Source organism: Adhaeretor mobilis, assembly GCF_007741515.1.
Classification (GTDB): domain Bacteria; phylum Planctomycetota; class Planctomycetia; order Pirellulales; family Lacipirellulaceae; genus Adhaeretor; species Adhaeretor mobilis.
In genome coordinates this window covers 3,648,780-3,663,134 of sequence record NZ_CP036263.1, presented here as the reverse complement: position 1 = coordinate 3,663,134, position 14,355 = coordinate 3,648,780, and the positions used below count along the sequence as shown (strand labels likewise).

Below are 14,355 nucleotides of genomic sequence, written 5' to 3'. Positions count from 1 at the left end.
CAGCTTAGAAACCAACAACAACATGAATCTCGACGATCTAGTTAGCACGAATGGCGAATGGCTGCGGGGCTCCGGCCCAGAGGCCGATATCGTGATCAGCAGCCGCATTCGGCTGGCACGCAATCTTGCAGACTTTCCGTTCATTTCGAAGACCACCGAATCAGACCGTGCAGAGATCGAGCGAATTCTCCATTCTCAAATTCAAGCAATCCAAGAAGCGGGCAAAGCGCCCGGCGATGCACTGTATCTTAATGTGACAGACCTTGCTGAAGTGGATAGGCAGTTTCTCGTTGAGCGGCAACTCATCAGTCGCGAACATGCCGAGAGCGACGGTGCACGATCGGTGGTCATCGATACCGATGAGCGCTATAGCGTCATGATCAACGAGGAAGATCATCTGCGAATTCAAGTCATGCACAGCGGGTTGGACCTGGAAGCGGCGCTGCAACGTATTAACATGCTCGACGATTTGATCGAGGAGCAGGTGAACTACGCCTTCAGCGACAAGCTTGGCTATCTGACCGCTTGCCCCACGAATGTGGGCACGGGCTTGCGGGTGAGCGTCATGTTGCACCTGCCGGCGTTGGTTATCACGCGGCAGATCGAAAAAGTATTCAAGAGCTTGCAGAAGATTAACTTGGCCGTCCGCGGATTGTATGGGGAAGGTTCGCAAGCAACAGGCGACTTTTACCAAATTAGCAACCAAGTCACGCTCGGGCAAACCGAGGAAGGGCTGGCAAAAAAGGTTGCTGATGTCGTGCCCGTGCTGATCAGCTACGAGCGCCAAGCCCGCGAATTCCTGATCCACGAGAGCCAGGAAACGCTGCATGATCGCGTGAGCCGTGCATTTGGCATCTTACGCACTGCCCAGACAATTAGTTCCGAGGAAACGCTGCATCTGCTATCCAGCGTACGAATGGGCATCAACTTAGGGCTCATCGGAGATCTGCCGATCCCTACGATCAACAAGCTATTGATCCACACACAGCCTGCTCACCTGCAGAAGCTCTCAGGGAATGAGCTCGATGCTGCGGATCGGAATATAGAGCGGGCGACCTACCTCAGGCAGCATTTGAATGTGGATGGCACGAGCGATCCTTCGAATAATTGATTCGAAGGTGTCATTCCGAGGGTTAGCCTCCCTCTCATTCCACGACGATGTCGTCGAGGCCCTGTTCTTCCGATGGGAACTGCGGGTCGAGCTTTTCTAAGGTTTCTCGCAGTAGTGTGCTCACCACCATGTTGCGGTACCATTTGCGATCTGACGGGATGATGTGCCAAGGGGCGTGCTCCGTATTGCAGTTGCTGACTGCCATTTCGTAAGCCTGTTGGTAGTCGTCCCACAGTTTACGCTCTGCCAAGTCGCCCTTGCTGAATTTCCAGCGTTTGTGCGGTCGGTCGAGACGTGCTTGTAAGCGTTCCTTTTGCTCTTCTTTGCTGATGTGCAAAAAACATTTCAATAGCACCACGCCGCCATCAGAGATCAGCTCTTCAAATTCGTTGATCCGCTTGTAACGGGTTTCCCATTCGCTCTTGGGAACGAGGTTGTGTACGCGTACTATGAGCACATCCTCGTAGTGTGAGCGATTGAAGATGCCAATGTTGCCGCGGCGGGGAACCGCTTTGTGGATGCGCCACAGGAAGTCGTGATCAAGTTCTTCGTTGCTCGGCTGCTTGAACGGCACGATCTGGCAGCTCTGCGGATTTACGCCGGTGAACACCGTGCGAATCGTGCCGTCTTTGCCCGCGGTATCCATACCTTGCAGGACCAACAGCACCGCGCGACGATTCTCAGCATACAAACGATACGCCAACTCGCGGGTGACCTCGGTATTCTCTTCAATCTGCTTAGCCGCAGATTTCTTGTCCCAATCACCTTCGATGTGACGGGGATCAAAGTCTTTGAGAGCGACCTGGGAAAGCGGTTTGGGTGCGAGAGCTTGTGTCATTACTGAAGGCCTTCGAGGAGAGTTATTCGCGAGCGCCGATTATTGCAGTAGTTGACGGCGATTTCCACTAGTTATGGAACCGCAAAGTACGCAAAGAGTCTCTCGAAGATGGTCATGCTCGCAGACTCAATGCGAGCTTAACGCTCTTTACGGTTCATTAGTCTCCTCAGTACTCGGGGAAATTTCACTCCCGCTCCCCGAACACATCAGCCTCTCCTTCAGAATCCAGGGTCACACGGATAACGTTTGGGCAGCAACATACAGGGCAATCCTCAACATATTGCTGCTCGCTACCAGCGGTTAGATCGATCGGCACGACGATTTCCTCGCCGCAGGAGTCGCAGGTGTAGGAGGCTTCGGGCTGCATTTGTTGGAAAAATTCCTCAAAAAAGGGCGAACCCGTTGGGTTAATTCGCCGTCCTAAGTGCAGGCTGCGTCGAATTTAACGAGAATTCGCAGATCGCACTTGCTGTTTACTCAGCGAGTGTGATTATAATGCAGTCACGGGTCGTGTGAACGCAACACGACGGGCAATTGGGCCGCTGGCGGTGCTTGGCAGCATCGCGGGCCGCCAACAAACCTATTACGGAAGGAGGTGGTCAATTGAATATTATTGAACTATGCCAACGAGGTGGTGTGAACCGTTGACCTCCGGCGGGTTGTCCAACGGACAGCCACCACCTGCTTCTGAGCGCCCGCCTGCGAGACACCCGTCTCAATGGCCTGCACTCAAAGCACCCTACGACAGCAGCCCGATTGCTCTCACGAGTGATCGGGCTGCTTCTTTTTTGTGCCGCCATTCGTGCAGAGGTAGGCGTGAATAAGTGTAACGCTTTTCTCTGACAATCGGCTGTGGGCACTCTTTCTACGTGGGACATGCCGCAATAAGCGTTGCTCGTTGCGGCCTACAAGATCGCTTGTGCGAAATTAGACGTCTGGTACCTTGGTCTGTTCAGAACGCAGATAAGGATCCCCCGCCAATGCAGAAGAGCGTTACCAATCGTGAGCAGCGAACAACAAGCCACCGACGACGCGGCAGTGACAGCGCAGCAGGACTTGCTCGAGGACAGCCTTGAGCTTGCTTTTGCTGAATATGATGCGGCTCTCGAACAAGGTGTCGTACAGCCGGTACTGTTACTGATTGACTGCGAAGACGAGATCGGTCGACCTATCGTTTCCGGCTGGCTCGGCGGATCCGTTGTGGAGGACGCCATTGCTGAGCAGCAAGCCAGTCGCGAGGCTGCTGGCGAAGACAGCACGACCGTCTTCGCAACGGCGGTATCGCATGAGGAGGCTCGGCAACGGATTCCTGAGCTGTTTCCGTACCTTTCCGCCGTTTTCGAGCTTGAAGACAGTGAGAACGGGTTTCTCGCAATCTCGGTGACGGCCGGCGGTGCCTGCGCGCTAACCGTGCCCTTTGAGGCACGCCCCAGCGACGGATAGATATCCCTAGCCGGCGAGCTACGCCTCGACCGGTTTTTTGCTGCTAGATGGAACTCGCAACTCACTCGTAGAAGCCCAATAGATTGGAAGAAGAGCGATGACTCGACAACTTGCTATGATCCCCGGCGACGGAATTGGACCTGAGGTTGTCGCGGCAGCCATCGAGATTATCGAAGCGTCTGGCGTCAAAGCGACTTGGACTGAATTGCACGCCGGTCGGGCAGCGCACGAGAAGTTTGGTGATCCACTCCCAGAGGCAACGCTTGAAGGCGTGCGCGCAGCGGACGCTACCTTGAAAGGCCCGACGGCCACCGCCAAAGGCATTGGCTTTCGTAGTGTGAACGTCGCACTACGACAAAAGTTAGTGTTGTATGCCAACTATCGCCCGGCAAAGACGATGCCCGGCATTCTTAGCCGGTACGAAGATGTCGATCTGATCGTCGTTCGCGAGAATACCGAAGGGCTTTACAGCGGACTGGAGCATGAGGTCGTAGATGGCGTGGTCGAGAGCCTACGTATCATCTCTCGTAAAGCTTCCGAACGAATTGCGCGATTCGCCTTTGAAACGGCTCGCAAGCAGAAACGCAAACGCGTGACCTGCGTTCATAAGGCCAACATTCTTAAGTTGAGTGATGGGTTGTTTCTTGAATGTTGTGGCCGAGTCGCCAAGGAGTTCCCGGACATCGAGTTCAACGACTCGATTGTTGATGCGACGGCTATGCAGATGGTGCGGAATCCCCAGGAGTATGACGTTCTGGTGATGGAAAACCTGTTCGGCGATATTCTCTCCGATCTCTCCAGCGGCCTTGTCGGCGGGCTAGGTGTCACGCCCAGCGCCAATATTGGTGATGGAATTGCCGTGTTCGAGGCTGTCCACGGTACAGCCCCGGATATTGCCGGCAAGGGCATTGCGAATCCCACGGCGCTGGTCTTAAGCGGCGTGCTCATGTTACGATATTTGGGCGAAGAAGGCCCGGCCGACGCCATTGAACAAGCTGTCAGAAGCGTGATACTCGCAGGCGAAACGCTCACAGGCGATCTGGGCGGTAAAGCGGATACAGCTCAATTTGTAGCCGCGGTTATCGGCCAGCTGTAACGCCAGGGTTATCTACCGTGATTTCCTGAGTGGAAGACGCCGGACCAGCGATGTCCTGCAGCTGCGGGAATCGTTTTGTGCGCGGGCCCTTTGCTGCCTATAATGATCCATTGCTAGCGCGGTCCCGCTTTAGGCATTAAATCCTCACTTTGACGAGCATATTCATGGCCGATATCCCGACTGCTTCATCTGCCTATCTCAAACACCGCAGGTTTCACCTTAGGATGTGCATCTTGCCACTGTGTGCGGTCTTTCTAACCGCTTCATTGGGCGAGGTTGCCATCGCTCAACGGGAGCGAGGGGAACGCGGAGAACGCGGAGAGCGTGGGGGACGCGGCCGTCCCACTTCGGAGCAGGTGGAACAGTTTAGGGAGCAGATAGAAGCCAAAAAAGCGGCAGTCCAAGCCGCCGCCGCTGCCAATTCGGAAGATGACGATAACAAAGAAGCCCAGAAGGACGAGAAATCTGAAGAAGAGGAGAATGAGAAAGACAAAAAGGATGAAGACGAAAAATCAGAAGAAAATGGTACCATCAAACGTCCAACCGAGCCCAAGAAGAGAGGTGGTCGTGAGGAACTAGAGATCACGCCTGATGCAGATGGCTTTGTGCAATTCAGCTTTCAGGGACAACCCTGGGAGGACGTACTCGAATGGTATGCGAAAGTCGCCGATTTGAGTTTTCAGTATGAAGAACTGCCCGACGGTTATCTTAATCTCAAGACACGTCGCAAACACACGCTTGAGCAGACACGCGATCTTTTGAATCGTAATCTTCAGGTGCGTGGCTTCACGTTGGTGGTGTCCGGCGAACTACTATCAGCCTACAAGATTAAGGACCTCGACCCAAGCTTCATTCCGCGTGTCGAGCCTGATGAGTTGGAGGATTATCCTCCGCACGACTTCGTGCGCGTGCGTTTCCAACTGCCAGAAAGTATGGATCCCGAGCAAGCCGCCAAGGATGTCGCCATACTAACGAGCAGCAATGCCAAAATTCAGCCGCTGCTGGCGACCAAGAAGCTGCACATCATTGATACCGTAGCCAACTTGCGCAGCGTTCGCGAACTGATTTACGAGCAACAATCGGCCATCACCAAAGACGTGCGACCCACCCAATTCATGATTAGGCACCGCCGCGCGGAGTACGTGGTAGATCAAGTAATGATCATCTTGGGGCTCGACCCAGCGACTCGGAAGACGCCGCAAGAGTTGCAGATTGAACAACAACGCATGAAGCTCTATTCGGACATGATGAAACAAGGGGCTGATGTTGGCAAGATGCTTAAGCCGAGCGAAATCAAAGTGTATCTTGCGGTAGATAAGGAAAATAATGTGATCCTCGCAAACGCACCACCGGCGACCATGGAAGTTATCGAGCGGACCATCAAGATGGTGGACGTTCCTAACACCGGTGGAGAAGTTTACGCGGGGCGGGAGCTCGAATTCAGGGAATACACCACGGAGACCGCTGGTACAGACTCCATCGTCACCGCGCTGAAAGAAATCGGCGATCTTCACCCCCTCACGCGATTTCAATCCGACAGCAAGAGCGACACGATTTACGCCACGGCTACCGAATCGGATCACGCCAAGATTAAGAAACTCATCGACCAACTCGATGGTGTAGCCCGTACAGGGCATGTGATTTGGCTGAACCGACGCGTGCTAGCCGACCAAGTCGCGGGAACTATTCAAGCGCTAATGGTCGGCGAGGAAGAGGATGAAGACAACGACCGCAGGTCTCGCTACAGATACTATGGCTATGGTGGGGGTGACGAAGATGAGGACACCGGCAAGATGCGCATTCAAGCCGATATTGAAAACAATCGCTTGCTCCTGTGGGCCACCGTAGAAGAACACGAGGAGGTGGTCACGCTACTCGAGGAAATTGGCGCTCTGACGACGCCTGACGCAGCCAATCCGAATCGGGTTCGTGTATACGATGCGCATTCGCCTAAAGAGACCGCTGAACTGCTAGAACGATTGCAGCAGGCCTGGGGCGGCAAGAACCCTATAGAAATCAAACGTGCTCCAGTCGTTCCGGCAGAGCAGCCCCAGCAGGAAGCGCCTCCCAAGAAGCAAGATAAGCTCACGGAAAGATCGACCGGAGTGCGTGTTCAATTTGTGCAGTTTGAGCAATCCACCCAAACCGAGACACAGCCCACAGAGGCACAAGCGCAAACCGTCGAAACGGAACAGCCAGTTCAGCCGATTCGCATCACCGTAACGCCCGACGGCCGATTGATTGTTGCCTCGGACGATGTAGCGGCGCTCGACCAGTTGGAAGACCTCATGGCTCAGTTGGAGCCCCCAGCCGAAGAATTCAAGACCTACTGGCTGAAAAATTCGCGTGCGAGCCTTGTTGTGATCAATCTAGAAGACTACTTCAAGGACGAGCTCAAGGGGCAGACAGAATCACGCTACGACTACTGGGGGGACTACCGTGGGAGGCAGAATAAAGCCGCCGGTCCGACGACTCTTGGCAAGCGTCGGCAACTGCGATTCATCTGGGACATCGATACCAATACCATTGTCGTTCAGAACGCCAGCGCCGCTCAGATTGCGACGATTGACGAACTCATGGAAATCTACGACCGTCCTGTAGGTGAAGATTCTGTCGCCGCTCGACGTACCGAAGCAATCCCCATTCAGTATTCCAGTGCCCAAGACATTGCCACTTCCATCAAAGAAGTGTTTCGTGATCTCTTGAGTTCAAAGGACAAGGAATTTCAAGGTAAGGACGGCCAGGGTAAGTCCCGTACCGAGACACATTATCGCTTTTTTGGCGGGAATGACGACAGCAAGAATAAGAAGTCGGCCCCGGTAAAGATGGCATTCGAAGGAGCACTCTCGATTGGAGTGGATGAGATTTCCAACACGCTTATCATCTCTGCTCAAGAACAAGTATTTGATTCGGTTGTTGCCATCGTCCGCGAGCTCGACGAGAAAGCCAAACCCGCCACCATTGTTCAAGTCCACGAGGTTCGTGGGACAGTCTCGTCAGACAAGCTGCGTGAAGCACTCTCTGGAGCGCTCAGTCAACCTTGGCCCGGGAACAAGCCACCCGGAAAAGACAGCGGTAATAAGAGTGGCGGGAAAGCAAACGGCGAGAGCAAAAGCGACACGGGCAAGGGCAAATGACGCATTACTCAAGCTCATATCGCTAACCAGAGGCTGAGACGCTGCAGCGCCCCAGCAAAGGCGGTAAGTCACCGGCAAAGTTCTCAGGCATGCGTTTCGTCGCTGGGCTACGGCTGCTCGCAAGCAGTAGATGTCTTCTCGTAGCAGTGCCAATTCCTGTCGTTTTTGATAATGCTGGCCTGCCTGTTGCCATCCTCACGAGCGAGTGCTTACGCCCGGCACCCCCCAGGCATGTTATTGATCCGAACCCAAATCGACCCCTACAATCGTCAAGCTTTATCAAGAATCATTCCACGAGTGCCAAGAAGGCAGATGAACGAAGGAACTTTGTCGTTTCACAACTCTCATGTTCTCTAGTTTACCAAACTGGAACAACCCGCAGCTGGTTCTGCTGGTAACGCTCAGGCGAGTAGAAATGCCGATGCGGATTGTAGCGTCGGCACTTTTACGTTGTCGGTGCTCATGCGTAGCTGGCAACGAAGCAGAGGTACGCAACAAGTTTTTTGATTGCTCGACGCGCTAGCAGTGCGCGATTCTCTTGATTCACGGATGAATACCTTATGGCAAGCAGCAGATCACGGGGTGATCGTCGTCGCCGAGTACTTAATGAAGAAGCTCGCTCTCAAGCAGGAGTGACGGTAGCGGCTTCTAACGCAAGCACAGAAAATGCGGGAGATACGCCGCGATATGGTGCCCAGGCAAACATTGAGAATCACCCGCAGGTCACCGATTTTGTACCTCGCCAGCGTCGTACGGTAGTCCTGCTTTCGACGCTCTTGCTAGTGGCGGCAACGGCAACGGCACTACTTGTGCATTTTGCTCCGCAAGTGGCGAATAAGTTGCCAGCAGTATCGGCTGCTAGTATAAGCACACAAGTCGCAGCTGGCACCATTGCTTGGCTATCGGCCGCCGTGCTGCTCGTTGTCGCGGTGTATCTACGCATGATTCATATGTTGCGACGTCACCGGGTAGACGACGACAAGGGCCGTTATCGCGTGTGGTGGTGGGCGTCGGCTGCCATGGCGCTGTTGAGTTTCAACTCGATCGCACAACTGCACACCCTAGCCACGCAAGCCGTTGCGTCCGCCACGGGTTGGAGCGTCACCGCCTCAGCCGCTGAGTGGTGGATCGCCCCGACGGCGATTTTCGGCCTGTGGATTGGTGTTCGTGCCTTGCTGGAAATGCGTGAATCGAAATGTGCTTTCACGACCGGGTTGGCGGCTGCCACCTGTTACATTGCCACTTGCGTCGTAGCACTCGGCTGGACACCCGAGTTAGCCACTCCTTGGATCGCAGCCGTCGCAGCCGTACTACCGCTCGTCGGCCACGTTTTTGCTTTAGCAACAATGATGCTGTTTGCACGCCACGTGGTACTCGACGTGCAGGGACTCATCGAAACCGTGGTTCGCAAGCCGAAACCCGCTTTGAAGATTAGCGAGCAGACAGCACCTGAAGAGCCAACTGAAGAAAAGCCCCTGCCGCGCGAAGAGCCTAAGCCAGAGGTTGCCAGCACCAAGAGCAAGAATGCTGCCAAGAAGGAAAAACCTGCAACAAGCCAATGGGTCGACGGCAGCGAGCCTGAGGACTACGGCGATGAGAAGCCTCGTAAATTATCCAAGGCAGAGCGTAAACGCTTGCGAAAGCAAAACGCCAACCGCCGAGCGGCTTAGCAATATTGTTATGTGGGAAGTCCCAAGAGGCTTGCAGGAAGTAACAGTGAGAACAAAGCTTGGATATTTTCCGAACTTTGTTTCCTTTGCCTACTTTTGTTAAGACCCGCTCAGGTTCAGCTACCGAGCGGTAGCCCTTCTGTATTGTCTCCCTGCTACTTAAGCTGGTGGGTTTCCTGCCAACCCTGCCTTTGCTTGTAGAACACACCATGCGTGTCCGTACTCGTTTTGCCCCCAGTCCTACCGGATACCTGCATATTGGCGGCGTGCGCACCGCCCTGTTCAACTGGCTGTTTGCCCGCAAGCACGATGGGCAGTTCTTGCTACGGGTGGATGATACAGATCAGCAACGCAATGTGGAGGAAGCGCTCGAGCCGATTCTCAACGGCTTCCGTTGGTTAGGGCTAGACTGGGACGAGGGCCCACAGGCGGGCGGCGCCGGTGGGGATGGAGACTACGGACCCTATTTCCAATCGCAGCGTTCAGAGCTTTATGAAGCAGCAGCCGAACAGCTGGTCGCAGGGGGCTTCGCTTACCGTGACTTTGCTACTACTGAGGAGCTGCAAGCCGAACGCGAAGCAGCACAAGCCTCGGGAGAAGCATTTACCTATAGTCGTCGGTGGATGGCAGAATCGCCAGAGCAGGTAGCGAAGTTCGAGGCCGAGGGACGTGCAGCGGTCGTGAGACTAAAGATGCCGCGCGAGGGAACACTGGTTCTCAACGATTTGATCCGTGGCGAAGTACGTTTCGATTGGGCTCGCGAGCAAGACCACGTGATCCAGCGTGCTGATGGGTCGTGTCTGTACCATTTGGCGAGCGTGGTCGACGATCGCGCGATGGAAATCACCCATGTAATCCGCGCTGAAGAACACTTGCCCAACACGCCACGGCAAGTTTTTATCGCACAGAGCCTCGGGTATGAGATTCCTGAGTATGCTCATTTGCCTTACGTAGCCGAGCCTGGGAGTAAGAACAAGCTGAGCAAGCGCAAGCTTGATAAGTATCTGAAGAATCGCGACTTCGCGGCTTTGAAGAAGCACGGCGACAGCATCGCAGAACGACTTGGCTTGGAAACCTCGGCCGACACCTTCAACCCTGTGATCGTCGACTTCTACGAACAAGTTGGCTTTCTGCCGTCAGCGATTCTTAACTACTTGCTGCTGTTGGGCTGGTCTTTGGATGGCGAGCGAGAAGAGTTTACAGTGGACGAAATGGTCGAGCACTTTTCGCTGGAGCGAGTGAACCACTCTCCGGCGAGCTTCGATCCACAAAAGCTCATGGCGTTCCAAGAGCGCGCGTTCACTCAGTTGGATTTGAAGAAGAAGACCGCTCTGTGCGTGCCTTTTCTACAGACGGCTGGTCTCATTGATACCCCGCCTGCCTGCGATACGGCTCCTCGCGTGTCGGCGATTCTCACCGCGGCGGGCGATCGAGTGAAAGTTGCAGGCGATATTCTCGACTACAACGACTTTTTCACGCCGAATGAGCAATTGCCTCTTGAGGAGAAAGCGTTTCAAAAGCGCATCAACAAGCCAGAGGACGCACGCGAGTTGCTCCGTAAGTTCGCAGACACACTGAAAACGGTGGAGCCGTTCACTGCCAGCGAGCTCGATAAGGCCTTGCATGGGTTCGTAGAGCGTGAACAGATCAAGATCGGGCAAATCATTCACGCTCTCCGTGTGGGAGTCACCGGCAAGGCGGTCGGATTCGGCGTTTTCGAGACTCTTGAGATCCTAGGCCGAGAATCCTGCATGGCTCGAATCCAACGGGCGCTTGAACACTCCATTGCCTAAGCGTTTCCACTCCTACCGGTTATTCCTTCTATACTGCCGGTTTCAGAGAGTTCTGCTCTCATAACTTTTCTACCCGGCCGCACTAATTTGCGGGCTTACGCTGTGTGACGTACGGTTAGGCAGCAGTTCGCCCCTAGATGCGGTCGCTAGATAGCGGTCTAGCTGACTCTTCAATTCAAACGAAGGGATGCAAACGGCCACCTCGGCTGCATTCCCATAAACCTCACACGTTTCATGCTCTCAATCTCCGACACACTGACGTCAGACACACCTGAAGTGGCTACCCCAGGAGCACATGCTGCTTCGGCACCTGCCGAGGGAACTGTCACAACGCGTATGGAGGCTACTCAAACACGGGTCGCTGAGATTAGCTCGTTGCTGAGCGCCCTAGAAAACGCTGCCGCGGAAAGTGGTCTATCGGTAAAAAACGCTTCAGCTCAGCCCGTTCCTACCAACGAGCACGAAAACAAACTTGTGCAAGTTCGTCTTGGGATGGCTAGTGGTTTGTTCAACTCGCTAAAGCATAAGCACCCACAATCTGCGTCGCACTGCTTGCGTGTTGCACTGGGATGCAGTTCATGGGCGTTCTATAAGAAGCTTGATGACGAAAGTCATGACGCCGTGGAACTTGCTGCTCTAATGCACGATCTTGGAAAGATGGGCGTGCCGGACAGCATTCTGCTAAAGCCGGGTCGGCTCAACGCGGAAGAGATTGCCACGGTTTTGGAGCATCGTCGCAGTGGTGTTGAGATTCTCGCCTCGTGCTGTAGTTCGCAACGTGTACTGGATGCGGTCAAGTACTCGACTGCTTCGTTCGATGGGACATCCGGTGATCTGCCTCTTAAGGGAGAGCAAATTCCCGTGGAGGCTCGCATGATCGCGATCATCGATGCCTTCGACGCAATGACTACCGATCACTTGTATCGCCAAGCGATGCCACGTGATCGAGCGATTGCCGAACTATTTGAATGCTCCGGCACACAGTTCGACCCCGTGCTTGTGAAGCAGTTTGTTGATCTGCTCTCGCAGCGTCAGGACCTGCTTACTGAGAAAGTTGCCTCGCGTTGGCTGGGTGAACTCAATACACATTCTCGAGAAATGCCTTGGCAACTTGGTCAGGCTTCTTCCGTGCCAGCTGATTTGGTCCCCTCAAGACCAGCGACCAAGCCGCAGGCGATCAACGGGCATTCGTTGTTCGAGCAAAAGCTGATCGACGCCATGCATGACGGAGTCATGTTTGTTGATGAGCAATCTCGCATTCAACTGTGGAGCAAGGGAGCCGAACGGCTCACCGGTGTGAGTGCTGGTGCTGCTCAAGGGCGTATATTCACGCCCGACTTGCTCGACATGTGCAATAGCGATGGACGGCGCGTCGCTAACGACTCCTGCCCGGTTGCCCAAGCCATCAAGTCAAGCTCACAGATTCGACAACGCTTGCAATTGCTCGGTCGACAAGGCACGCATGTCGCCATCGATCTGCATGCCGTTCCAGTGCATGGCACTAGTGGCAGCCTGTTGGGTGCCACGGTCATGTTGCACGATGCTCAGCCAGAGGCCTCGTTAGAAGAAAAGTGCGAAGCCCTCCACGCCGAAGTTACCAAAGACCCGATGACCAAGGTCGCCAACCGTGCGGAATTCGATCGCATGCAGGCCCTATTCATTGATGCCCACGAACAAGCCTGCATGCCATGCAGTTTGATTATGGTGGATATCGATCACTTCAAGAGTATTAACGACACTTTTGGGCATCAGGCGGGCGACGAAGCCATTATCACGGTGGCCAACCTGCTGAAATCGATGTGCCGATCAGGCGATCTCGTTGCCCGCTACGGAGGAGAAGAGTTTGCCGTCCTTTGCGCAGATTGTGGCAATGCCACCGCGGCAAGTCGTGCAGATCAGATTCGCCGAAAACTGTCCGAAACGCCACATTCGGTTCTCGGCAACAAACGCATTACCGCCAGCTTCGGGGTTACCGAACTTCAGGCTGGCGACAATCCTGAAAGCATGCTCCGCCGTGCGGATCGTGCCCTCCTTATGGCCAAAGAACAAGGGCGTAATCAAGTCGTCCAGTTGGGAAACGGTATGGAAGAGCAAAAAAAGAAGAAGAAAAAGTGGTGGAGCTTGGGTGGTATTCGCGGCAAAGCTGTTATCGAAACCAAGCTCAGCAGCATGGTCCCTAGCGACATTGCTATTGAAAAACTGCGCGGCTTCATTTCCGATCACAAAGCGAAAGTGCTGAGCACGAAAGAAAATCGTGTGGATATGGAGATCACTAGCGAAACTGTTGCGTATCAACGTCGCAACGGCGATCGCGAGATCCGCTTCATCGTGGAGATCGAGTTCTCCGAAGAACGCTTTGAAAAGACCAATGGTGCCGGCTTTGGTGCTGGCAAACAGGTTCGCACCCACACAATCGTGAAGGTCCGCCCCAAACGGGGTCGCAGTCGTCGCAACGCGGACACAGCCGAACGTGCGCGCTTGCTCGTTCAAAGTCTCAAAGCTTACTTGATGGCCCGCGAAGATGACGGCACCCCCCAAGACGAGCCACGACGTTTTGAACCGACTGTGGTTTGATCGCACTTCGAATGATCGGGTCTCCCCCCACGCAATTACCCCTCCGAAACAAAAGGCCACAGTCCGATGCGTAGCCCTACTCCCACGCACGCCCCGGCGCGGAAATCATCAGCGTCGACTTCTCCAGGGACTCAGCCTCCTGCGGCTGAGCCTTTCGGGCGATCTTCAAGTCGTAGCACTCTCCTTGGTCCGCACACGGTCGATGCCGCATTTGAGGATCAAGAAGCCCGCTGGCTTACTCCCACGACAGCTCCTGAGGACAAGGAGTTATCGCTGTTCGGCAATCTGACTCAACAGCTTAATTCACTCAAAGAACAAGAGCTACGCTTACGCGAACTGCTGCGAACCTCTCGCTAGCGCCAGTTCGAGCGGCGGTCTCGATTCGGTTTGCGACGGTCGATAGGTAGACTCTCACAGAGTCTCAAAACGATCTATCGCTTTGTCGTATCTCGCGCACTTCCGGGGCTCATGGGGCTAGTCGTGAGCCGAGCTCAGCCGATTGCATTGCTAGGGCAATTGCGGTAGGTTGTGAGTCTCGGCAGGTGTTGCAAGGCTTCATTGATTTCGGTCAACAAGTGGCCGATTTGATACCGCCAGCCGAGCCCCGCCGCCTGCATTTTCAGCAATGCTCAGTACCCACCAAGCAATCCAATAGCGAACGGTCACTCGTCCGCCAAGCACACAAGGAGCTAC

General features: G+C 54.5%; 10 protein-coding genes. 8 read left to right on the top strand and 2 right to left on the bottom strand.

Going from position 1 to position 14,355, the window contains the following annotated elements; translation table 11 throughout:
* Positions 1-22 precede the first annotated feature (22 nt).
* Entirely contained in the window at positions 23-1,111 is a 1,089-nt protein-coding gene (locus tag HG15A2_RS14465; RefSeq protein WP_145060901.1) for a protein arginine kinase, read from the top strand.
* Between the two features lie 34 nt (positions 1,112-1,145).
* Here HG15A2_RS14465 and HG15A2_RS14460 read toward each other — a convergent pair whose 3' ends face one another.
* Entirely contained in the window at positions 1,146-1,949 is an 804-nt protein-coding gene (locus HG15A2_RS14460) for a polyphosphate kinase 2 family protein (RefSeq protein ID WP_145060900.1), read from the bottom strand.
* A gap of 184 nt (positions 1,950-2,133) precedes the next feature.
* On the bottom strand, positions 2,134-2,316 hold the full coding sequence (locus HG15A2_RS14455) for a CPXCG motif-containing cysteine-rich protein (RefSeq protein WP_145060899.1): 183 nt from the start codon (positions 2,314-2,316) through the stop codon (positions 2,134-2,136).
* A gap of 635 nt (positions 2,317-2,951) precedes the next feature.
* On the opposite strand from HG15A2_RS14455, the gene HG15A2_RS14450 reads away from it, so the two are divergent.
* The 7 genes from HG15A2_RS14450 (at position 2,952) to HG15A2_RS14420 (ending at position 14,019) form a co-directional block, all read left to right on the top strand.
* The gene (locus tag HG15A2_RS14450; protein ID WP_145060898.1) at positions 2,952-3,392 is read left to right on the top strand and encodes a hypothetical protein; all 441 of its coding nucleotides are present in this window, start codon (positions 2,952-2,954) and stop codon (positions 3,390-3,392) included.
* 97 nt (positions 3,393-3,489) lie between these two features.
* Positions 3,490-4,488, top strand: coding sequence for an isocitrate/isopropylmalate dehydrogenase family protein (locus tag HG15A2_RS14445; protein WP_145060897.1), 999 nt, complete (start codon positions 3,490-3,492; stop codon positions 4,486-4,488).
* Positions 4,489-4,652: 164 nt separating this feature from the next.
* Positions 4,653-7,625 carry a secretin N-terminal domain-containing protein gene (locus tag HG15A2_RS14440; protein WP_145060896.1) on the top strand — a complete coding sequence of 991 codons (2,973 nt, stop codon included), beginning with the start codon at positions 4,653-4,655 and terminating at the stop codon, positions 7,623-7,625.
* A gap of 560 nt (positions 7,626-8,185) precedes the next feature.
* On the top strand, positions 8,186-9,295 hold the full coding sequence (locus HG15A2_RS14435) for a hypothetical protein (RefSeq protein WP_145060895.1): 1,110 nt from the start codon (positions 8,186-8,188) through the stop codon (positions 9,293-9,295).
* Between the two features lie 209 nt (positions 9,296-9,504).
* Positions 9,505-11,088: a glutamate--tRNA ligase gene (gene gltX / locus HG15A2_RS14430; RefSeq protein WP_145060894.1), complete on the top strand. Its 1,584-nt coding sequence runs from the start codon at positions 9,505-9,507 to the stop codon at positions 11,086-11,088.
* 234 nt (positions 11,089-11,322) lie between these two features.
* Entirely contained in the window at positions 11,323-13,662 is a 2,340-nt protein-coding gene (locus HG15A2_RS14425) for a diguanylate cyclase (RefSeq protein ID WP_145060893.1), read from the top strand.
* A gap of 66 nt (positions 13,663-13,728) precedes the next feature.
* A complete protein-coding gene (locus HG15A2_RS14420; RefSeq protein WP_145060892.1) occupies positions 13,729-14,019 on the top strand; it encodes a hypothetical protein in 291 nt (96 codons plus the stop codon).
* The last annotated feature ends 336 nt before the right edge of the window (positions 14,020-14,355 follow it).